This is a genomic window from uncultured Sphingomonas sp., from assembly GCF_902806265.1.
Taxonomy (GTDB): Bacteria; Pseudomonadota; Alphaproteobacteria; order Sphingomonadales; family Sphingomonadaceae; genus Sphingomicrobium.
The window spans coordinates 20,199-39,763 of the sequence record NZ_CADCVZ010000027.1 but is presented as its reverse complement, the minus strand read 5'-3'; the positions used below and the strand labels follow the sequence as shown (position 1 = coordinate 39,763).

The following is a 19,565-nucleotide window of genomic DNA, read 5'->3' as shown; positions in this document are numbered from 1 at the left end:
CCTCGCCATGGAAGAAATAGGCGTCGCCCGCGTAGAACAACCAGCCTGCGCCCGTGTCGATGGCTACCCCCGAGTGCCCCCAGGTGTGCCCCGCCAGCGGCACCAGCAGGATCTCCGGCGGTAGCCCGTCCAGGTCGCGAACCGCGTCGAACCCCATCCACGGCTCGCCCCGGCCCATCGGGTACAGCTTCCAGCTGTCCACCTCGTTCCACTGCCATGGGGCGTAGCGGCGCGTGCCGACGAACGCGCCGCCGCGCTGCTCGTCCGCGACCTCCTTCTCCCGGGCGGTCAGGTGCACCGTCGCATTGGGGAAGTCTTCCAGCCCGCCGGCATGGTCGAAGTCGAGGTGGGTGATCAGGATATGCCGCACGTCCGCGGGATCGTGCCCAAGCGCCCGCACCTGGTGCAGCGCCGTTTCCTCTTCGCGGAACTGCGGCTGATTGAGCGTGCGGAAGAACTTGGACAGGCGGCCGTGGTTGCGCACATCCTTGCGCCCGAAGCCCGTGTCCACCAGCACCAGCCCCGCATCGGTCTCCAGCAGCAGGCAATGGCAGACGATGTGCCCGTGCAGCAGCCCGCGGCTGGTACCGTCGAACACGCGCCCGCCCCAGGGGCAGCAGGTCCCGCAATTCAGATGGTGGATGCGCAACGGAGACCTCCTGTTCAAGCTTGCGCGACCAACGCCCTTGCCGCTGCCGCGGCAGCAGCCGTTGCGCCGGCGGAACGGATCACTCGTGCAAACCGTTGGCAAGCGAACAGGAGGACCCACGCCCATGAACGCTTCCGCGCGCCTGACCACTTTGACCCGCCTCGGCTTCGCCGCGCGCGGATTGCTCTACCTCGTGATCGCTTTCCTGGTCCTGCGCGGCGGGCGGGCGGAGGACCCCAGCGGAGCGCTGCAGGTACTGGCGAGCGGCGCCGGCAAGTGGCTGCTGATCCTGATGACGGCAGGGCTGCTCGCCTATGGGCTGTGGCGGCTGGCCGATGCCGCGCTGAACATCGAGCGGCACCCGGACGGCTCCAAGGGGCTGGGCGAGCGGCTCGGCGCCGCGGCGAGCGGGCTCGTCCACCTGTTCCTGGCCTGGCAGGCCGTGCGGCTGATCCGTGGCACCGCGAGCAGCAGCAGCGGCGGCGGCGGCGGCGGAGCGGAGCAGGGCGCGCAAACCGCCCTCGGCCTGCCCGGCGGGGCCCTGTTGCTGCTGCTCGGCGGACTCGTGCTGCTGGGCGTCGGCCTCTACCAGTTGATCAAGGCGTACAAGACCAGCTTCCGCAAGCACCTCGACGCCCGGGTCGCGAACGAGTCATGGGTCAAGTGGGTGGGCCGGCTCGGCTATGCCGCACGCGGTCTCGTCTTCCTGATCACCGGCTACTTCCTGCTGCAAGCCGGTCTTGACGAGCAGGCCAGCGAAGCCGGCGGCATGCGCGAGGCACTCGCCTGGCTGACCAACCCCTGGGACTCGATCGTGGCGGTGGGGCTGATGATGTTCGGCATCTTCAGCCTGATCGAGGCGCGCTACCGCGTTATCCACGACGTGCCGGTGGAGGGCGCGGCACGGGCGGCGCGATCCAAGCTGCCGGTGTGAGCTAACCGCCGGAAAAGAGCGGAGAAGCTGGACAGCGCTTGCCCGTGAACATATATCGAACGCATGGCGCAGCTGGACACTCGCGAGAAGCTGGCAATCCTGGCGGACGCGGCCAAATATGACGCGAGCTGCGCTTCTTCCGGCACGACCAAGCGGGATAGCCGCGACGGCAAGGGCCTGGGCTCATCGGAGGGCATGGGCATCTGCCACGCCTATGCGCCCGACGGTCGGTGCATCAGCCTGCTCAAGATCCTGCTGACCAACAGCTGCATCTTCGACTGCCATTACTGTATCAACCGCAAGAGCTCCAACGTCCGCCGCGCTCGCTTCACGGCGCAGGAGGTCGTCAACCTCACGCTCGCCTTCTACAAGCGTAACTACATCGAGGGGCTGTTCCTTTCTTCCGGCATCGTCCGCTCGTCCAACTACACGATGGAGCAGCTGGTGGAGGTCGCGCGCTCGCTGCGCGAGGATCACGACTTCCGCGGCTATATCCACCTCAAGACCATCCCAGATGCCGATCCCGAGCTGGTGCGGCAGGCCGGGCTCCATGCCGACCGCATGTCGATCAACGTCGAGCTGCCGACCGAGCCGGGGCTGAAGCGCCTTGCGCCCGAGAAGAGCGCTGCCCGGATCGAAGGCGCGATGGGCGAGGTCAAGGGCGCGATCGACGAGACCAAGGACGCAGGCAAGCGCTTCAAGTCAGCACCCAGGTTTGCACCGGCCGGACAATCCACGCAGATGATCGTCGGCGCGGACGCGGCGAGCGACGGGGACATCGTCCGCAAGGCCTCGACCCTCTACGACCGCTTCGCGCTGCGCCGCGTCTACTATTCCGCCTTCTCGCCCATTCCGGACGCCAGCGCCGTTCTGCCCCTCCAACGCCCGCCGCTGATGCGCGAGCATCGGCTGTATCAGTCCGACTGGCTGATGCGCTTCTATGGCTTCAAGCCGGCGGAGGTGGTGCAGGCGGCGGACGCGAACGGCATGCTGCCGCTCGACATGGACCCGAAGCTGGCCTGGGCGCTCAAGTTTCGCGAGCACTTCCCGGTGGACGTCAACCGCGCCCCGCGCGAGCAGCTGCTGCGGGTGCCGGGGCTCGGCACCAAGGCGGTCGACCGCATCCTCAAGTCGCGCCGCTTCCGCCGCTTCACCCTGGACGACGTTGCGCGGCTGACGGTCAGCGTCGCCAAGGTGCGGCCGTTCATCGTGACCGCCGACTGGCGCCCGACGCTGCTGACCGACCGCGCCGACCTGCCGACGCTGCTCAAGCCCAAGCAAAAGCAGCTGGAGCTGTTCGCCGCCTAGGCCGGCACGATCGCGAAGGCGCGGTCGGCGACGATCGGGGTCGAGGTGAACCGAAGCACGCCGCCGGAAACCTGAACCCGCTGTTCCTCGACGACGGCACCAGCCGACGTGTTCCAGCCGCGTAGCCGATACTCGCCATTGGCAAGGCCCGGCAGGCTGACCTTCGCCTCGACCGGAACCGCGTCCGTCCGCACCCGCCCGCCTGCACCAAGCGCGTTCCGCCGCAGCAGCCACAGCACCGCCTGCCGCTCGTCACCACAGGCGAAGGCATGAAAGTGCCGCATACGCACCTCGTCGTTGAGATTGCGCCGCCGAAATCGCGTCCAGTCGACCAGCGGCAAGAAGCCCGCCATCGCCTTCTGCGCCGCCCGCATGCCGGCAGTCAGCACATGCGGGCTGCGGTTGGGCCAACGCATCCCGCCGCCCGCGCCACCCGACGCCAGATGAGCCCAGGCCAGATGCCGGAAATACTCGTCGTCGAACGCTTCCGGCAGCGTCCGCTTGCGGTCCTTGAACGCATGGATCGGCCCATGCTCGGTGTCGAGGAACGGACGCCCGTCGGCGATCTCGGCTAGCGCCTCCCGCACGATATCGCCCATCGCCACGGCCGGCGCGACCGTATCGCGCGGGTTGTCGATCGTGCCCTTGGCGTAGATGTGCAGGGTCGCGAAATCGAGGTCGGTGTGGCGGAACACCGAGGGTCGCATCGGCAGGTGCGGCTTCAGCTCCAGCTCCGGCCCGAACAGCGACACGGTCTGCGGGTGCGAGCGCCCGTAGAGCTGCAACTCCAGCCCGCGGACATGGCTCGACAGGTCGTGGATGAACTCGTCCCACCCGCCGACCTCGTCCCCGCTGTGCGCGGGATGAATCTCGTTCCACAGGTCCCATGCGAACAGCGCGCCCGAGCCGCCCCAGCGCCGCACCGCGAACTCCAGCCGGCCCTTGATCAGCTCGCGCGTGGCGGGGCACAGCAGGCACTGCCGCATCGAGCCGAGCGGTCCGCCGTTCGCCGCATTCCACGGGTGATGCCGCCAGTGCAGCCACATCCAGAAGGTATCGACCGGCGTCAGCAGGATGCGCAGCCCGACTCGCTCGCACATGGCGAACAGGTCGTCCCACAGCTGCACCATGGCTGGAACGAAACGCCCCGCCGGGCGCTCGAAATAGCGATGCCGCACCTGCGCATATTCCAGCATCAGCCGCAGGCAGGTGACCCCGTGCGCGCGGAGCCAGCGCAGGTGCGCCTCCACGCTCGGGAGGTCGCGCCGACGGAACAGGCCGGCCAGTTCCGGCCAGCTGATCGCGTCGTTCTGCCCGATGGGGGTCCATGGCTGGCCCCGCTCGTTAACGAAGTAAGATGCCCCGGGCGCGACCGTGATCCACGGGAGCGGGCCGCGTTCGCGGTCGAAGTCGATGGAAGGCGCAAAGCCGATCTGGAGCAACATGGACGCGGGCCCAACCCGCCGGTCACGCCGAAGTTGCCAGTGCTCGCTTCATGAGCATCGCCGGTCGCTCGGCCGATCAGCCGGTTCGCATCACCCTCGCCGCGGCCGATGATTTCGACGGCTGGCGCGATGCCGCCCGCGACCTGATCGAAGCCGGCACTGCCCCTGAACGGGTAGTCTGGATCGTCGAGGGCGGCGTCGGCGACCTGTTCGGCGGCGACGCGCCACGCCCCCCGGCCGCACCGAGCTTCTCCGTGCTCCGCCAGTTCGTCGACTTGGCCAAGGCGGTCGTATGCCATTCCGACCCGGAGCGCTTCGGCCTGCTCTACGCCATGCTGTGGAAGCTGCAGGGCAACCGCAAGGCGATGGAGGACCGCGCCGACCCGCTGCTCGACCGGCTCGAGCGGCTTGCCAAGGAGGTGCGCCGCGACGCGCACAAGATGCACGCCTTCGTCCGCTTCCGCGAAGTCGAGGAGGAGGACAACAAGACACGTTTCGTGGCCTGGTTCGAGCCCGAGCACCATATCGTCCGGCGCGAGGCCGGTTTCTTCGTGCGTCGCTTCGCCAACATGCGCTGGTCGATCCTGACGCCCGAGCTCAGCATCCATTGGAACGGGACGACGCTGACCGAAGGTCCGGGTGCGACCAAGGCGGACGCGCCCGGCGGCGACCCGCTCGAGGAGACATGGAAGACCTACTACGCATCGGTCTTCAACCCGGCCCGGCTCAAGGTCAAAGCCATGACCAAGGAGATGCCCAAGAAATATTGGCGCAACATGCCGGAAAGCGCGTTGATCGCTCCACTGATTGCCGGCGCGCGGGCGAGGGAGGTGGAGATGATCGATCGGTCGGCGGCTGAGGCCGGCATGGCGGGCGCGCTCGAAGCCGAGCGCCGGATCGAGCCCGGGGGCAATCTCCGCGCGGCCTGGGAAGGGCTGCTGGCCGAAGCGCGGCAGTGCACCCGCTGCGACCTCTACAAGTGCGGCACGCAGACGGTGTTCGGCGAAGGGCCGCTCGACGCCGCCATCCTGTTCGTCGGCGAGCAGCCAGGCGACCAGGAGGACCTTGCCGGCCGTCCCTTCATCGGCCCCGCCGGCCAGTTGTTCGACGCGTCGCTCCAGCAAGCCGGGATCGACCGCTCGCAGACCTACGTCACCAATGCCGTCAAGCACTTCAAGTTCGAGGCGCGTGGCAAGCGGCGGATCCATTCCAAGCCGGACGCCGGGGAGATCGAGGCCTGCCGCTGGTGGCAGGAGCAGGAACGCGCGCTGATTAAGCCGCCGCTCACCGTCGCCCTTGGCGCCACCGCCGCCCGGTCGCTCACCGGCAAGACGGTGACCATCAGCCGCGCGCGCGAGGCTCCGCTGACCCTGGTCGACGGCAGCGAATGCTGGGTGACGGTGCACCCTTCCTTCCTCCTCCGCATCCCGGAAGAGGACCGCAAGGCGGCCGAGCGCGCCCGCTTCGTCGAAGACCTTCGCCGCATCAAGGCACGGGCGGACGAGCTGACGGCTTAGTACCCCGGCTCAGAAATCCGCCCGCAACGTCAGCCGTGCCGTCCGCGGCGCACCCGGCGCGATGTTGTTGTCGTTGTGCGCGGTCGGGAAGTAGTCGCGGTTCAGCAAATTCTCGACGTTGAGCTGCGCTTCGATCCCCGGGGTCAGCCGATAGTAGAGCGCGCCGTCGAGCCGTGCGTAGCCCGGCAGCTCCACCGCATTGCTGATCGAAGCATAGCTCCGCGACCTGGCAAGCACGCCCAGCCCTGCGGCGAACGGCTTGGTGAACTGATACTTCGTCCACAGCGAGAAGCTGTGCCGCGGCACCAGCGGCACGTCGCAGCTTCCGCTGACACAGGCGGTCGTAGCCTCTGTGATCCCCGAGTCCTGAAGCGCATATCCCCCCGACACCTGCCACTCGTCGGTGATGCTCCGCTCCAAACCGAGTTCGACCCCGCGGGTCCGGGTTGCGCCGGTCAGGACGACCCGGTCCAACGAGTCGCGGGCCTGGGTGTTGGTGCGGTCGAGTTGGTAGATCGCCGCTGTCGCCAGCAGCCCGTCCACCGGCTCCCACTTGGCCCCGACCTCGATATTGTCGAAGCGCTCGGGCTTCAGCGCTGCGGTGGCCGGGTTGAGCCCGCTGAACTGCTCGCCCGACTGCGGCAGGTAGGAGCGCGAGTAGCTGCCGTAGAGGGACAGTTTGTTCGCCGGCTTGAACACCAGTCCCAGCCGCGGCGACCATAGCCGGTCGGTGCGGGTAAAGGTCGCCACTTCGGGCCGCTCGTCGTCCACGCTCAGCCGAAAGCGGTCGAACCGCAGACCGGCGACGATCTCCAGCGTATCGGTCGGGCGCAGCTGCGTCTGGACATAGCCCGCCGCGAAGGTGGCACTGGTCCGGTTGTCGGCATCGCTGGCGCCCCGCGCGTAGCTGATTGTCCGCTTCACGACCGGATCGTCCAACGACACGCTGTTCCCGTCGGCGATCGTGCCCGACAGCCGCTGGTTGCGGCTGCGCTGGCGTCCCGCTTCGAACCCGACCAGTAGGGTCTGGTCGATGCCCAGCAGCTGGCCGGTCCAGATCAGGTCGGTCTGGCTGATCAGGTTCCGCCGGTCGTTGCGGCTGTTGTAAGCGCCGACGGTCAGCGTGTCCGTCCCCGGACCCACCGCACTGCTCGGAAACACGTTCTGATAGAATTTGTCGTAGTCGGCGAGCTGCGTGCGGTGCCGGACCTTGAGCGCGTCGCTGAACCCGTGCTCCGCGCTCAGGCTGGCGATCTGCACGTCCGCATCGGACCAGCTCGCCTCGGGATTGCCGAAGAAGGTCCGGTCATAGCCCTCCAGCGGCCGCCCGCGCCGCGACGGGATCCCGCGGTCGGTCGTCCGCCGGTCGTGGAAATATTCATACGACAGGTCGATCCTGGTGTCCGGCCCGGCGACGAAGCCGATTGTCGGGTTGATGCCGTAGCGCTCCATCTCGGTGTCGCGGCGGAAGCTGTCGCCCTTCTCCCAGACGCTGTTGACGCGCACGCCAACGGCGCCGGTCACCGGCAAATCCACATCGGCGGTGCCGCGCGTGCCGCCCTCGCTGTCGCGGCTGATGATGAACTGCTGCCCGCTCGACAGGCTGGCGCGCTTGGTCACTCGGTTGATGATCCCGCCCCCGCCGCCGCGGCCGAAGATCATCGCGTTGGGACCCTTCAGCACCTCCACCCGGTCAAGATTGTAGAAGTCGCGGAAGTACTGCGCATCGTCACGCAGGCCATCGACGAAGAAGTCAGCGGTCGTGTTGTTGCCCCGCAGCGTCAGCTGGTCGCGGTTGCTTTCGCCGGTTCCGGGCGTCGCGCCGGGCACGAACAGCAACAGGTCGGCGATCGAGCGCAGCGATTGATCTTCGATCTGCGCTTCGGACACCACCGACATGGCTTGGGGCACGTTGCGCAGCAGCGTGTCTGTTCTGGTGGCGGTGCTCGTGGACTTGATCCCATACTCCCCGCGCTGGCCGGTGACGACGATGGTCTGCTGATCGTCCTGGGCCTCCGCTCCCGCCTCGATGGCGGCGACGGCAGCCCGGTCCGTGGCTTCAGCCGCGGCTGCGGCGGTGCTGAGGGCGAACAAAGAGGTGGCGCCAGCGAGGGCGCGAACGACGATATGCAACTGCCTTCCCCTTGAACGATTGGATTCGCTGGTCGGCTAGTTGCTAAAGCTAATGAGAGACGTTCGCAATAAGCGGGCCGTATTCAGCGATAGAACTTGTTAGATGGGCACGATCGATCGGTTCACCTGCTGCTGCGGCCAATGCTTGGGACCGCACGTCGCCGGCCGGAGCAGGCCTTTGCGCCTAGGCCGGCCGGCGAAATGGGACCTCCCCGGCCTTAGCCGAGCGCTCCCCGGATCTGCCGCTCCAGGTTCTGCCAGTGGGTCTGCCCGGCCTGCGGCGGCGCAGCGACTTCGCCGTCCAGCAGGAAGGTCGGCGTTCCCGTGACCTCATGCTGGCTGCTGGCATCGCTGGTCATCTGCACCAGCCGCTCCGCTTCCGCCTGGTTCGCTAGGCATTGCGAGGTCCTAGCCGACGGCAGCCCCCGCTGCGCGGCCCAGGCCTGCAGTCCCGCAAACTGCGCGAACTGCCCGAACTGCTGCGCCGGCGATGCCGATTGCAGCGCCTGCAGCTGCTGCGGCGGAACCTTCTGCACCTGCTCCAGGATGCGTGGCTGCTCGGCGTAGAGCGCGCTGGTCAGCTGGAAGAATTGCGGCGTGGCGCCGGCGCAGCGGGTGATCAGCGACATGCTGATGTCCAGCGGATCGCGTACGAAGTTGCGGAACTCGTAGGACACCTGGCCCGACTTGACGTAGTTCTCGACCAGCTTGGGCTCGCCCTCGGCCGCGAATTCCTGACAGATGTGGCAGGTCATGGAGCCGAACTCGACCACCTTCACCGAGGCATTCGGATTGCCCAGGAGCATCCCACCCTCGGGCGTCTGCGTAACCGTCCTGGTCCAGTCCCCGCCGTTCGGCGCCGCCACCTGCTCCAGCGGCGCGTTGGAGGTCGCGGCGGTAGTGTTGCTCCCCTCGCCGCCGCACGCCGACACCAGCAAGGCCGCGGCAAAAAGGCTTAGCTTCTTCATGGCTTCACGTCACTCCGGATTGTTGATCGGTTTGGGCAGTGGCGCCGCGGCGTTGATCCGCGGCAGCCCGTTGGTGGAATCGAGCTTGCCCGCCAGGGACTCGAGCACCGTGCGCAGCTCGGGGTCGGCAATGGCGCGCAGCCCCTCGCCAAGCTCTCGCGGCACGGCGGTGGCGGCGGGCCGAGACGGGCGCGGAGCCTGCTTGGCAGGCGTGCCCTGGCGAAAGGCGATCTTTACCACCGCTTCGTAGCCGAAGAAGCGATTGACCCGCTCGGTGATGGTCGGGGCAAGGTGTTGCATCAGTGGCGCATGGGCCCCCTCGACCAGCAGGGTCAGCGTTCCGCCCGCCTTCTTGCCCGCCGGGAAGCGGATGCACTCGGGCGTGGACACCCGGGCGTAGCGCTCGCCCACGATCTCCCGCCAGCGGCTGACCACCGCGCCCTGGACGAAGCCGAAGCGCTTGAACGCCATGCCCCCGACCGCACCGACGATCTCGCCGGCCGCGCGCACCCGGCCCTGCCGTGGAGCCTCGTCGGTGGTGTTTCGCTTCGCCATCGGGCGCGGTCATGCCATAGGCCCGCCATGCACGCCAGCGCGGCCGACCGACTTCTCCACCACTATCGCCAGCACGCCCGCGAGCTGCCCTGGCGCTCGCGGCCGGGCGAACTGCCGACCGATCCTTACCGGGTGTGGCTGTCCGAGGTGATGCTGCAACAGACCACCGTTGCCGCCGTCGCGCCGCGCTACGCCCGCTTCCTGGAGCGCTGGCCGACGGTGGAGGCGCTGGCGGCTGCGCCGGAGGAAGCGGTGTTCGCCGAATGGGCGGGCCTCGGCTACTACGCCCGCGCCCGCAACCTCCACGCCTGCGCCAGGGAGGTGGCGCGGCTGGGCGGCTTTCCCACGACTGAGGCCGAACTACGCAAGCTCCCCGGCGTGGGCGCCTACACCGCTGCCGCGGTCGCAGCGATCGCCTTTGGCGCGGACTGCGTGGCGGTGGACACAAATGTCGAGCGGGTGATCGCCCGCTTGTTCGCACTTTCGGGCAAGGCCGACGTTCCGGCCCGTGCTGCGGCAATGCTGCCCGTCGGCAGCGGCGGTGGCGACTTCACCCAGGCGCTGATGGACTTGGGCGCAACGATCTGCCGGCCCAAGGCGCCCGACTGCCCCAGCTGTCCGCTTCGAGACGGCTGCCAGGCTTACGCGCTGGGCACTCCCGAGGCGTTCCCGGCCAGGCCGATCAAGCGCCAGCGCCCGCATCGCTTCGGGATCGCCTGGTGGTGTCGGCAGGGCGACGAAGTGCGCCTGGTCCGCCGGCCGGCGCGGGGGCTGCTGGGCGGCATGGCTGCGCTTCCCGGACCCGAGTGGAACGAGGCCCGGCCGGCGGTGCAGCCGCTCGCCGCCGTCCGCCACATCTTCACCCATTTCTCGCTCGACCTGCTGGTCGTCGAGGCGGCGGCGGACGACGGCTGGTGGCAGCCGCTGGACCGGCTGGACGAAGCCGGCCTCCCGACTCTTTACCGCCGCGCCGTCGATGCAGCGCTCGCCGCCGAACGGCAGCCCCGTCTTGCCGCCTGAAGCCTTTTTCTCCGGCCCGGGCCTGAACCGCGCCGACCTGCTGCGGCCGAACGCCGAAGCCCTGCGCGCGCTCGCCGCACAAGCGGACGCACGCGAGCTCAGGTGGCAGGACGGACTGCCCGCACTCACTGCCGACGGCACCCTCAGCTGGCAGCCGGTCCGCACCCCCGACCTGTTCCTCGGCCTGGCGGAGGACGGCCCGCGCTTCTCGGCGATCCCGGACGGTAGCCACGACTTCCGCGCGCAGTTCGCCACCTTGAGCCTGCTCGGTCCGGCCGAGGCGCCGCTGTTCGCCGCCGCGCTCAGCCTTGGCAATTGGCACCGCCGTCATCGCTTCTGCGCCAACTGCGGCTCGGCCAGCGGGATCGTCCGCGGCGGCTGGTCGCGGCGTTGCCCAACGTGCGCCGCGGAGCACTTCCCCCGCGTCGATCCGGTGGTCATCATGCTCGCCGAGCACGACGGCCAAGTCCTGCTCGGCCGCCAGCCGCAGTACCCGCCCGGCCGCTACTCGGCATTGGCCGGGTTCGTCGAAGTAGGCGAGACGATCGAAGCCGCGGTCGCGCGCGAGCTCGGCGAGGAAGCGGGGATCGCGGTGGCGGACGTCCGCTACGTCGCCAGCCAGCCGTGGCCCTTCCCCTCGTCGCTGATGATCGGCTGCACCGCGCGGGCGCTTGGGGCGGAGCTGACCGTCGACACCACCGAGCTGGACGATGCCCGCTGGTTCACCCGCACTGAGGTCATCGCGGCTCTGGCCGACGAAGCCGGGGCCGCGTTCCTGCCGCCCCCGCCCTACGCCATCGCCCGCACGCTGCTGGAGCATTGGCTCCACGCTTGAAGAAGGCCGGGGCACCTCCTAAAGGGACGGCCAATCTCTCCACGGGCGGAAATCTCACTTCATGGACGATCGCAAGAACACCATTGCCGGCTGGCTCCTGTTCGCCGGCATCGTCGCGCTCGGCAGCACGATCGTTGCCGGTGAGGTGTTCCATACCGAGCGGCCGGAGAAGATGGGCTATCCGATCGAGGGCGTTGAAGCCGAGGGCGAAGACGCCGAAGCGCAGCAACCGATCGAATTCTACCTGGCCAGCGCCGACGCCGCCGCCGGCGCGAACGTGTTCAAGAAGTGCCAGGCCTGCCACACCATCGAGCAGGGCGGGGCGAACGGCCTCGGCCCCAACCTGTTCGGCACCATGGGGGTGCCGGTCGCCCATGTGCCCGGCTTCGCCTATTCCGAGGCATTGAAGGGCAAGGGCGGCAACTGGGACTGGAACGCCATGAGCGAGTGGCTGGCCAACCCCAAGAAGTTCGCGCCGGGCACCAAGATGACCTTCGCCGGTCTGTCGAACCCCGAGGATCGCGCGAACGTCATGGCCTACCTCAACAGCAAGGGGGCCTCGCCCCTGCCAGTGCCGGCCGCCCCGGCGGCGCCAGTAGCGTCCACCCCCGGTGCGGCGGCAGACAAGGCGGCATCGGAAGCGGACGATGCCGGCGCGCAGAAAGCCGAAAACGAGCCGATCCTGACCGAGCAGCAGGCGGCGCAGAGCCCGCAAGGCAGCCTGCGCGGCGAGGGCGCCTCCAAGGTCACCGGGCCGACGCCGACCGTGAAGAACGAGGGTGGGCGCTAAGGCGTCTCCCCTCAGCCTGCCCGAAGCCCTGCTGGCGGGGCTTCCCCCCGAACGTGCCGAAGCGCTGGCCCATGCCAGGCAGCTGGTGAACGACGCGCTCCTGCCCGGCTACGAGGAGAGCGTGTCCGGCAAGATGATCGTGTGGAGCATTCCGCTCAGCCGCTACCCGAACACCTACAACAAGCAGCCGCTGCAGCTCGCAGCGTTGGCGGCGCAAAAGAACCACAACGCGCTCTATCTCATGTGCACTTACATGTCGCCGGAGCGCATGGCGGCCCTGCAGCAGGCCTACACCGCGGCAGGCAAGAAGCTCGACATGGGCAAGAGCTGCCTGCGCTTCCGCACCGCCGATGAGCTATGCGACAAGGCGGTCAGCGCGGCGATCGCGGCCGTGCCGGTCGAAACCTACATCCGCGACTATGAGGCCGCCCGCCACTCCTGATCCTGCGCGGCATAATGATCGCACACCGCGGCCCACCCCTCCTCGGCGGTTTCGCACCAGGTGATGAGATCGAGGTCGCCCTCGGAGATCACGCCCTCCTCGACCAAGGCGTCGAAGTTCACGACCCGGTTCCAGAACTCGCGCCCGAACAGCAGGATCGGCAACCGCCGGACCTTGCCCGTCTGCACCAGGGTCAGCAGCTCGAACATCTCGTCGAACGTGCCGAAGCCGCCCGGGAACACCGCTACCGCCCGCGCACGCAGCAGGAAGTGCATCTTCCTGAGCGCGAAATAATGGAACTGGAAGCTCAAGGACGGCGTGACATAGGGGTTTGGCAGCTGCTCGTGGGGCAGCACGATGTTGAGCCCGATCGACTCCGCATCGGCGTCGCAGGCTCCGCGATTGGCCGCTTCCATGAAGCTCGGCCCGCCGCCGGAGCAGACCACGAAATGCCGCTGCCCTTCCTCGTCCCGGTCGTAGCGGCTGGCCAGACGGGCCAGCTCCCGCGCCACGTCGTAATAGCGCGACTTGGCTTTCAGCCGCTCCGCGATCACCCGCTGCTTGCCGGTCCGCGCGGCCGCCAGCAGCGCATCGGCCTTGGCCGGCTCCGGCACCCGGGCCGAGCCGTAGAAGACGAAGGTCGAGCCGATCGCCTGTTCGTCGAGCAGCAGCTCGGGTTTCAGCAGTTCGAGCTGGAAGCGTACCGGCCGAAGATCGGGACGGAGGAGGAAGTCCTTGTCCTGGAACGCCAGCTGATAAGCCGGGCTCTCGGTCTGCGGCGACGACGGTATGTGCTTGGCAGCCTCCGCATCGACGGCGGCGTCCGGGAAAATACGCTTGGGAGGTACTGGATCGGTCATAAGCGCGCGGGCCCTAAGCGGGTTTGGACGGCGCGTCAAAGCGCGGCCTCGGCCCGCTGCTGTCCTGTCCAGTCCAGCCGCCGAGTGACGAACATAGTGCCCGCCAGCGCCGCGAGCAGCAGCAAGGAGCCGATCAGCAGCGAGTAGGCTTCCAGGCTGAGGAGGACGTAGAGCACCGCGTAGAGCCCGGCGAGGATGCCGCCGATCACCAGGCCGCGCCGCCAGCTCCTGAGCACCGCGGCGGAATAGGCGGTGTTCAGCCCGGCGATGGTGGCGGCCGCCAAGACATAGGCCGGCGTGAAGCCGATCACTTCGGCAAAGGCGAGCAGGAGGACGAAGAACAACACCAGCGCCGCGCCGGCCAGCAGATACTCGACCGGCGCCACCCGCACTCCGCCGATGGTGTCGAACAGCAGAAAGGCGAGAAAGGTGAAGCCGATGAACAGGAAGCCGTACTTGGTCGCGCGGTTGACCTGGCTGTAGAGGTCGACGGGCTCCATCAGGTCGACCGCCGCCACCGCACCGGCGCTGCGTCCATCCGCGGCCATCGGCGGAGGCACGCCCCGCTCGGTTGGCACCTGCGGGCCGCCTCCGCCTTCCTGGAACAGCAGCGAGCGGCCGAGCGCGAGGTTGCCGATCCGGTACTCGGCGCTGAAGCCATCGCCAGTGACTTGCCGCTGTTCGGGCAGAAAGCCGCCGGTGAAGCTTGGGCTGGGCCATGGCGAGGAAACCCTCCACCGCGTGTCCCCGGCGCGCGGCGCCAACGCGAACGACTGGTTGCCGCGCAGGGCGAAGCGGAAGTCTACCGAGAAGCGAGACGGGTTGATGCTGGTGAGGTCAAGCGGGGCATAGAAGCCGGTCGAAATCAGACTGGTGCCGCCGCCGGGTCCAAGCTGCAGCGGCCGGTTGCCGACGCGGATCAGCGGATTGGCGGTGAGCCCCCGGGGATCGCTGACCCCGAACCGCAGCTCCGCTCGGTCGAGCTCGAGCGCGCCGGCCGGGACGCCGACCTGCGACAGGTCGGCCGGCAGCGCAAAGGTCGCCCGCCCCTGCGTGTCGGCGCGGTAAATCACGACCTCGTAGATCGAGCGGCTGCGGCGTTCGGGCACCAGCCTGGTCGCGGCATCCACCCCGGTTGGGGCGAGCGTCAGACGTCGCTCGGCCACGCCTGGCGCGGTGATCTGCTGCCCTGCCTCATTGCGCGCGGCGGGTACCGCGACCTTGTAGGGGACGCTGAGCTCCGGACCCGCGATCGTCTGCGGCCCACCCCAACCCTCCGCGATGCTGGCCCGCGCCTGCTCCGACTGCGACTGGCGATCGGAGACGAGCAGCCAGGTCACGAAGATCCCGACGGAAAGCAGCGCGGCAATGCCGATGGCGCGGAGGAACTTGCCGGTCGGGGTCGGTCCATCCACGCGCACTCTCCTGCAGCAGCAACTCAGCTTGTCTACGGAAAAGCACGGCTCGTCGTCAAGGCGGAGGCAACCGCAAACCTTGCCTCTGCTGCAGGACACTCGAATCGAAGATTGCGGGCGAGTTCAGCTTGCTGCGCGGGCAATCGAAATACGGTCGCTTGTAACGGAAGGTACGTCAGGTGGCCTGGATCGGGCACATGCCGGCGTAGACGCGCCAATCCTGAATCCGGCCCTCCACAAAGCGATAGAAGTCCGCACACGGGAAAGTTACGCGGGCCCCGTCGACCACGCGGGTGAAATGGCTAAGCACTTCAACCACTAGCAAATTGTCGGCTCGGGTGACGTTCTGCACCGTATGACCGTCCCAGCGCGCCCGCTGCTCCTGCTCCCGAGCATAAGCAACGACGGCGTCGATCCCTCTACGGGACGTCTGAGCGCCTACCGTATAGGACACATCCTCCCGAAGGTATTTGACAGCTTCCTCGATGTTGCCCGAACCGACCGCACGTTCCATCGCTTCGATGAAATCAAGGCCGGGGGTGGCCACCCCTAATACACCCGCGCCTTGGGCTTGATGTACTGGATGTCCTCGGTCAGCGTGTATTCGTGCACCGGCCGGTAGTCGATCGCCACGCCGCGGCCGAAGTCGCCGCCCCAGCCGTCCAGCCACGCCACCGTATGCTTCATCCAGTTCGCATCGTCGCGCTGGGCGAAATCCTCATGCATGTGCGCCCCGCGGCTTTCCTTGCGGTTGGCCGCGCAATGCATGGTGACCACCGCCTGGGACAGCATGTTGTCGAGCTCGAGCGTCTCAATGAGATCGGTGTTCCAGATAAGGCTGCGGTCGGTGACCTTGACGTCCGCGATGCTGCGGAAGACCCCGTCGATCGCGGTCTGCCCCTCGGCCAGCGTCTGCTCGGTCCGGAACACGGCGCAGTCGCGCTGCATGGTGCGCTGCATCTCGTTGCGGATGACCGCAGTCGGGGTGCCCCCATCGGCGTAGCGGAAGCGGTCGAGGCGGGCGAGCGACAGGTCGGCCGAGTCCGCCGGCAGCAGCGCCTGCGAAGCGCCCGGCTTGATCACCTCGCCCAGCCGCAGCCCCGTTGCCCGGCCGAACACGACGAGGTCGATCAGACTGTTGGAGCCCAGCCGGTTGGCGCCGTGCACCGACACGCAGGCCGCTTCGCCGATCGCGAACAGCCCGGGCACCACCGCGTCCGGGTTGCCGTCCTTCAGCGTGACGACCTCACCATGATAGTTGGTCGGGATGCCGCCCATGTTGTAGTGCACCGTCGGCACCACCGGGATCGGCTCGCGGGTCATGTCGACGCCGGCGAAGATCTTGGCAGTCTCCGTGATACCCGGCAGCCGCTCGGCCAGGATCTTGGGATCGATATGGTCGAGGTGAAGGAAGATGTGGTCCTTCTCCTTGCCTACGCCGCGGCCTTCGCGGATCTCCATCGCCATCGAGCGCGATACCACGTCGCGGCTGGCGAGGTCCTTGGCGCTCGGCGCATAGCGCTCCATGAAGCGCTCGCCCTGGGAATTGGTAAGGTACCCACCCTCGCCGCGCGCACCTTCCGTGATCAGCACGCCCGCGCCGTAGATGCCGGTCGGGTGAAACTGCACGAACTCCATATCCTGCAGCGGCAGGCCGGCGCGCAGCACCATGGCGTTGCCGTCGCCGGTGCAGGTGTGCGCGGAGGTCGCGGAGAAGTAGCAGCGACCGTAGCCGCCGGTCGCCAGCACCACCGCCTGCGCCCGGAAGCGGTGGATGGAGCCATCGTCCATGCTGAGCGCCACCAGCCCGCGACACTCGCCGTCGACCATGATCAGGTCGAGCGCGAAATATTCGACGTAGAAGTCGGCGTCGTAGCGCAGGCTTTGCTGGTAGAGCGTGTGCAGCATCGCATGGCCGGTGCGGTCGGCGGCCGCGCAGGTCCGCTGCGCCGCCGGACCTTCGCCCATGTTCTGGGTCATGCCGCCGAATGCGCGCTGGTAGATGCGGCCGTCGTCGGTCCGGCTGAACGGAAGGCCGGCATGTTCCAGCTCGTACACCGCCGCCGGCGCCTCGCGGCAGAGATACTCGATCGCGTCCTGGTCGCCGAGCCAGTCGGAGCCCTTGACGGTATCGTACATGTGCCAGGTCCAATGGTCCGGCCCCATGTTGCCCAGGCTGGCCGCGATGCCGCCCTGCGCCGCCACCGTGTGGCTGCGGGTCGGGAACACCTTGGTCACGCAGGCGGTCTTCAGTCCCTTTTCGGCCGCGCCCATGGTCGCGCGCAGGCCCGCGCCGCCCGCTCCCACCACAACAACATCATAAACGTGATCGACGATACGGTACGAACTACTTGTCGGCATTAGGAAGCGGCTCCGAAGACGATGCGAACCAGCGCGTACAGCGCCAGTGCCCCCGCCCCCACATGTAGGAAGAGGCTGACCAAATGCCATGTCAGGCGGCCGCCTTCGTCGCCCTGATAATCGTCGACGATCACCTTGAGGCCTTCCAGGCTGTGCTCGAAGTTCAAGTACACGAACAGCGCCATTGGCACGAAGGCGAGCGGGCTCGCCAGCCACTCCAGCACCGTCCCCTGCCGAAGGTCGGGCAGCAGCAGCAGGGACACGATGAACCAGGTCCCCAGCAGCAGCAGCGCCGCCGACGATACCCGCTCGCGGATCCACAGCTGCCCGCCATGCCGCGCGGAGCCAAGCCCGCGGACCTTGCCCAGCGCCGTCTTCCCGTTGGGGACCGCGTTGCGGTCCTGCGCGCCGATCTGCTTGGGGCCGGTCATGCGCCACGGCCCAGCAGGATGTAGGCCCACAACGCGATCGTCAGCAGCGCCGACCCGGCCCAGGTGGCGTAGGCCATGTTCTTGTTGGTCTTTAGCTCGAATCCGTCGCCGGAATCCATGATCAGGTGGCGGACGCCCGACAGTGTATGCTGGAAGAACGACCAGCTCAGGCCGACCAGCACCAGTATGCCCAGCGGGTGCGAAGCCGCGGCGGAGAAGTCGTCGTAGGCCGACGCGCTCCCGGCCAGTGCCAGCAGCCACCAGGTCAGCAGCGCCAGGCCGCCGATGCTCAGCGCGACGCCGGTCGCGCGGTGCAGGATGGAGGTCACCATGTGCGGCCCCCATTTCCAGACGGTCAGGTGGGGCGATAGCGGTCGCGAGGTGTTGCGGGACATAGGTGGGCCTGGATTGAAAGGGTGCCGCGCCCGCTTAGGCAGCAACCAACGTCGTTGCAAGGCGAGCGGCGGCTAACTCAGCCTTAACTACTGTGGCGGCACAGCATTGCCGGATCACGGGTGCTCGCCTCCGGCGCCGGAGCCGTGCTTTGAACCGACTGGAGCTTGGAATGACCGAACGCAATACGCTGCAGCGGCTTAGCGACAGCGAGGTTTCCGAACGGCTGGCGGTATACGGCGATGGCGGGCAGCTGGAGGAATCGCTGCGCTGGCTGTGGAAAGACGCCGGCGAGGTCATCTACGCGGTTTTGCGCCGCCACTACGGGGAGGAAATCGCGTCTTTCAACCGCGACTTGCTCAACCGTCCGGTGGACGAGCAGTGGATCCGCAGCATCGCCGAGCGCGGCATCCAGATGTTCTCCGACGGAGCGAGCATTCCCGAGTTCGCGGCGGCGCGGGCGAAAGTTGCCGGACACATCTTACGTGCTTTCCGAACACATTTCGGCGATCGCAGCGACGATTTGGTCCGGGCATTTGAAACCTACGCCAAGGTCATGACCTACGGGCAGGACATCATCATCGCTCAGATCTCGCTGCTCAAAGCCGACCAGGTCGCCAACGCGCGCAACCTCCGCTCCGCGCAGTTCGAGAAGCAGGTGAGCAATGTCGTGCAGGCCAGCACTCAGAAAAGCAGCGATCTGGCGGACCGCACCCGGGTGACGGCTTCGTCCGCGCGGGGGATGCTCGGCAAGACCAGCGAGGTCGCCGCTGCCGCCGAGCAGTCAGCCGTGGCGATGCGCGAGGCAGCGCAAACCGCCGCAGGCCTGATCCGCGCCATCGAGGACGCCCGGTCGGAAGTGGAGGTCGCGGCCGACGTCGCCACCCGCGCCGGCAACCAGGCCAGCAAGGCCGTGCAGGTCAGCCAGGCGCTATCTTCTCACGTCGAAGCGATCGAATCGATCCTCGGTTTGATTCGCGACATCGCCGGTCAAACCAACTTGCTCGCGCTCAACGCGACGATCGAAGCTGCGCGCGCCGGCGATGCCGGCCGCGGCTTCGCCGTGGTCGCCCAGGAAGTGAAGAGCCTCGCCAGCCAGACCGCTCGCGCCACCGACGACATCACTGCCAAGATCACCGCTATCCAGCAGGCGACCCGTCAGACGGTGGACGCGAACAGCTCGATCCAAGGCACCGTCGAGGAGGTTCAGACCTCCGCCGACCGCATCCGCGGCGCCATGGAGTTGCAGGCGCAGACCGTTACCATGATCACCGCAGCGGTTGATGAAACCGCACTTGCCGCGGACTCGATGAGCTCGACCATCGCCGCGATCCGCACCGATACGGAAAACGTGGCACGCGACATCGATCTGGTGGAGCAGGGCTTCGGTCGCTTTGTCGAGGACATCGCCGACCTCCGCTCGGCGACCAGCGATTTCGTGGCCAAGTTCGCGGCCTGAGTTCTTTATCCTGCGCTGAGGTCGAGCGACGTTTCGGCCGCTTACGCATT

The 19,565-nt window shown here is 67.8% G+C and carries 19 protein-coding genes; 8 read left to right on the top strand and 11 right to left on the bottom strand.

The genetic code is table 11. The features are described from left to right. On the bottom strand, positions 1 to 649 hold a 649-nt coding region (locus QZX62_RS06330; RefSeq protein ID WP_294173021.1), incomplete at its 3' end, for an MBL fold metallo-hydrolase. 124 nt (positions 650 to 773) lie between these two features. Here QZX62_RS06330 and QZX62_RS06325 point away from each other — a divergent pair. Together QZX62_RS06325 and QZX62_RS06320 are read left to right on the top strand one after the other, a co-directional pair. Continuing rightward, complete coding sequence (locus tag QZX62_RS06325) at positions 774 to 1,583, top strand: DUF1206 domain-containing protein (RefSeq protein ID WP_294173020.1); 810 nt, start codon at positions 774 to 776, stop codon at positions 1,581 to 1,583. Positions 1,584 to 1,646: 63 nt separating this feature from the next. After that, entirely contained in the window at positions 1,647 to 2,891 is a 1,245-nt protein-coding gene (locus QZX62_RS06320; RefSeq protein ID WP_294173019.1) for a putative DNA modification/repair radical SAM protein, read from the top strand. Here QZX62_RS06320 and QZX62_RS06315 read toward each other — a convergent pair. Next, the gene (locus QZX62_RS06315) at positions 2,888 to 4,336 is read right to left on the bottom strand and encodes a hypothetical protein (RefSeq protein WP_294173018.1); all 1,449 of its coding nucleotides are present in this window, start codon (positions 4,334 to 4,336) and stop codon (positions 2,888 to 2,890) included. The two genes, QZX62_RS06320 and QZX62_RS06315, sit on opposite strands and share 4 nt — an antisense overlap. Before the next feature lie 50 nt (positions 4,337 to 4,386). Here QZX62_RS06315 and QZX62_RS06310 point away from each other — a divergent pair, with 50 nt between their 5' ends. Further along, positions 4,387 to 5,853 (top strand): UdgX family uracil-DNA binding protein, encoded by a 1,467-nt coding sequence (locus QZX62_RS06310; protein WP_294173017.1) that lies wholly within the window; start codon positions 4,387 to 4,389, stop codon positions 5,851 to 5,853. Positions 5,854 to 5,862: 9 nt separating this feature from the next. On the opposite strand, the gene QZX62_RS06305 is transcribed toward QZX62_RS06310, so the two are convergent. The 3 genes from QZX62_RS06305 to QZX62_RS06295 form a co-directional block, all read right to left on the bottom strand. Next, positions 5,863 to 7,986: a TonB-dependent siderophore receptor gene (locus tag QZX62_RS06305; RefSeq protein WP_294173015.1), complete on the bottom strand. Its 2,124-nt coding sequence runs from the start codon at positions 7,984 to 7,986 to the stop codon at positions 5,863 to 5,865. Positions 7,987 to 8,204: 218 nt separating this feature from the next. After that, positions 8,205 to 8,954, bottom strand: coding sequence for a thioredoxin domain-containing protein (locus tag QZX62_RS06300; RefSeq protein WP_294173014.1), 750 nt, complete (start codon positions 8,952 to 8,954; stop codon positions 8,205 to 8,207). A 9-nt stretch (positions 8,955 to 8,963) separates the two neighbouring features. Further along, positions 8,964 to 9,509, bottom strand: coding sequence for a DciA family protein (locus QZX62_RS06295; RefSeq protein ID WP_294173013.1), 546 nt, complete (start codon positions 9,507 to 9,509; stop codon positions 8,964 to 8,966). A 27-nt stretch (positions 9,510 to 9,536) separates the two neighbouring features. On the opposite strand from QZX62_RS06295, the gene QZX62_RS06290 reads away from it, so the two are divergent. From QZX62_RS06290 to QZX62_RS06275, 4 genes are all read left to right on the top strand, one after another. Beyond that, a complete protein-coding gene (locus tag QZX62_RS06290; RefSeq protein WP_294173012.1) occupies positions 9,537 to 10,529 on the top strand; it encodes an A/G-specific adenine glycosylase in 993 nt (330 codons plus the stop codon). Next, entirely contained in the window at positions 10,486 to 11,364 is an 879-nt protein-coding gene (gene nudC, locus QZX62_RS06285) for an NAD(+) diphosphatase (protein WP_294173011.1), read from the top strand. The genes QZX62_RS06290 and nudC overlap by 44 nt, the downstream gene beginning before the upstream one ends. Before the next feature lie 61 nt (positions 11,365 to 11,425). After that, positions 11,426 to 12,154 carry a cytochrome c family protein gene (locus tag QZX62_RS06280; RefSeq protein WP_294173009.1) on the top strand — a complete coding sequence of 243 codons (729 nt, stop codon included), beginning with the start codon at positions 11,426 to 11,428 and terminating at the stop codon, positions 12,152 to 12,154. After that, the gene (locus QZX62_RS06275) at positions 12,144 to 12,596 is read left to right on the top strand and encodes a DUF1801 domain-containing protein (protein WP_294173006.1); all 453 of its coding nucleotides are present in this window, start codon (positions 12,144 to 12,146) and stop codon (positions 12,594 to 12,596) included. The genes QZX62_RS06280 and QZX62_RS06275 overlap by 11 nt, the downstream gene beginning before the upstream one ends. On the opposite strand, the gene QZX62_RS06270 is transcribed toward QZX62_RS06275, so the two are convergent. The 6 genes from QZX62_RS06270 to sdhC all read right to left on the bottom strand — a co-directional run bounded on the left by QZX62_RS06270 (position 12,572) and on the right by sdhC (position 18,058). Continuing rightward, positions 12,572 to 13,456: an LOG family protein gene (locus QZX62_RS06270; protein ID WP_294173005.1), complete on the bottom strand. Its 885-nt coding sequence runs from the start codon at positions 13,454 to 13,456 to the stop codon at positions 12,572 to 12,574. The genes QZX62_RS06275 and QZX62_RS06270 overlap by 25 nt on opposite strands. A gap of 35 nt (positions 13,457 to 13,491) precedes the next feature. Further along, the gene (creD, locus tag QZX62_RS06265; RefSeq protein ID WP_294173004.1) at positions 13,492 to 14,871 is read right to left on the bottom strand and encodes a cell envelope integrity protein CreD; all 1,380 of its coding nucleotides are present in this window, start codon (positions 14,869 to 14,871) and stop codon (positions 13,492 to 13,494) included. Between the two features lie 175 nt (positions 14,872 to 15,046). Beyond that, complete coding sequence (locus QZX62_RS06260; RefSeq protein WP_294173003.1) at positions 15,047 to 15,418, bottom strand: nuclear transport factor 2 family protein; 372 nt, start codon at positions 15,416 to 15,418, stop codon at positions 15,047 to 15,049. A gap of 2 nt (positions 15,419 to 15,420) precedes the next feature. Then, entirely contained in the window at positions 15,421 to 17,232 is a 1,812-nt protein-coding gene (gene sdhA / locus QZX62_RS06255) for a succinate dehydrogenase flavoprotein subunit (RefSeq protein ID WP_294173001.1), read from the bottom strand. Beyond that, positions 17,232 to 17,663 (bottom strand): succinate dehydrogenase, hydrophobic membrane anchor protein, encoded by a 432-nt coding sequence (gene sdhD / locus QZX62_RS06250; protein WP_294172998.1) that lies wholly within the window; start codon positions 17,661 to 17,663, stop codon positions 17,232 to 17,234. Before sdhD ends, sdhA begins: the two co-directional genes overlap by 1 nt. After that, complete coding sequence (gene sdhC / locus QZX62_RS06245; protein WP_294172996.1) at positions 17,660 to 18,058, bottom strand: succinate dehydrogenase, cytochrome b556 subunit; 399 nt, start codon at positions 18,056 to 18,058, stop codon at positions 17,660 to 17,662. Before sdhC ends, sdhD begins: the two co-directional genes overlap by 4 nt. Before the next feature lie 170 nt (positions 18,059 to 18,228). Between sdhC and QZX62_RS06240 the strand changes: the two genes are divergently transcribed. Further along, positions 18,229 to 19,515 carry a methyl-accepting chemotaxis protein gene (locus QZX62_RS06240; protein WP_294172994.1) on the top strand — a complete coding sequence of 429 codons (1,287 nt, stop codon included), beginning with the start codon at positions 18,229 to 18,231 and terminating at the stop codon, positions 19,513 to 19,515. Positions 19,516 to 19,565: the final 50 nt, after the last annotated feature.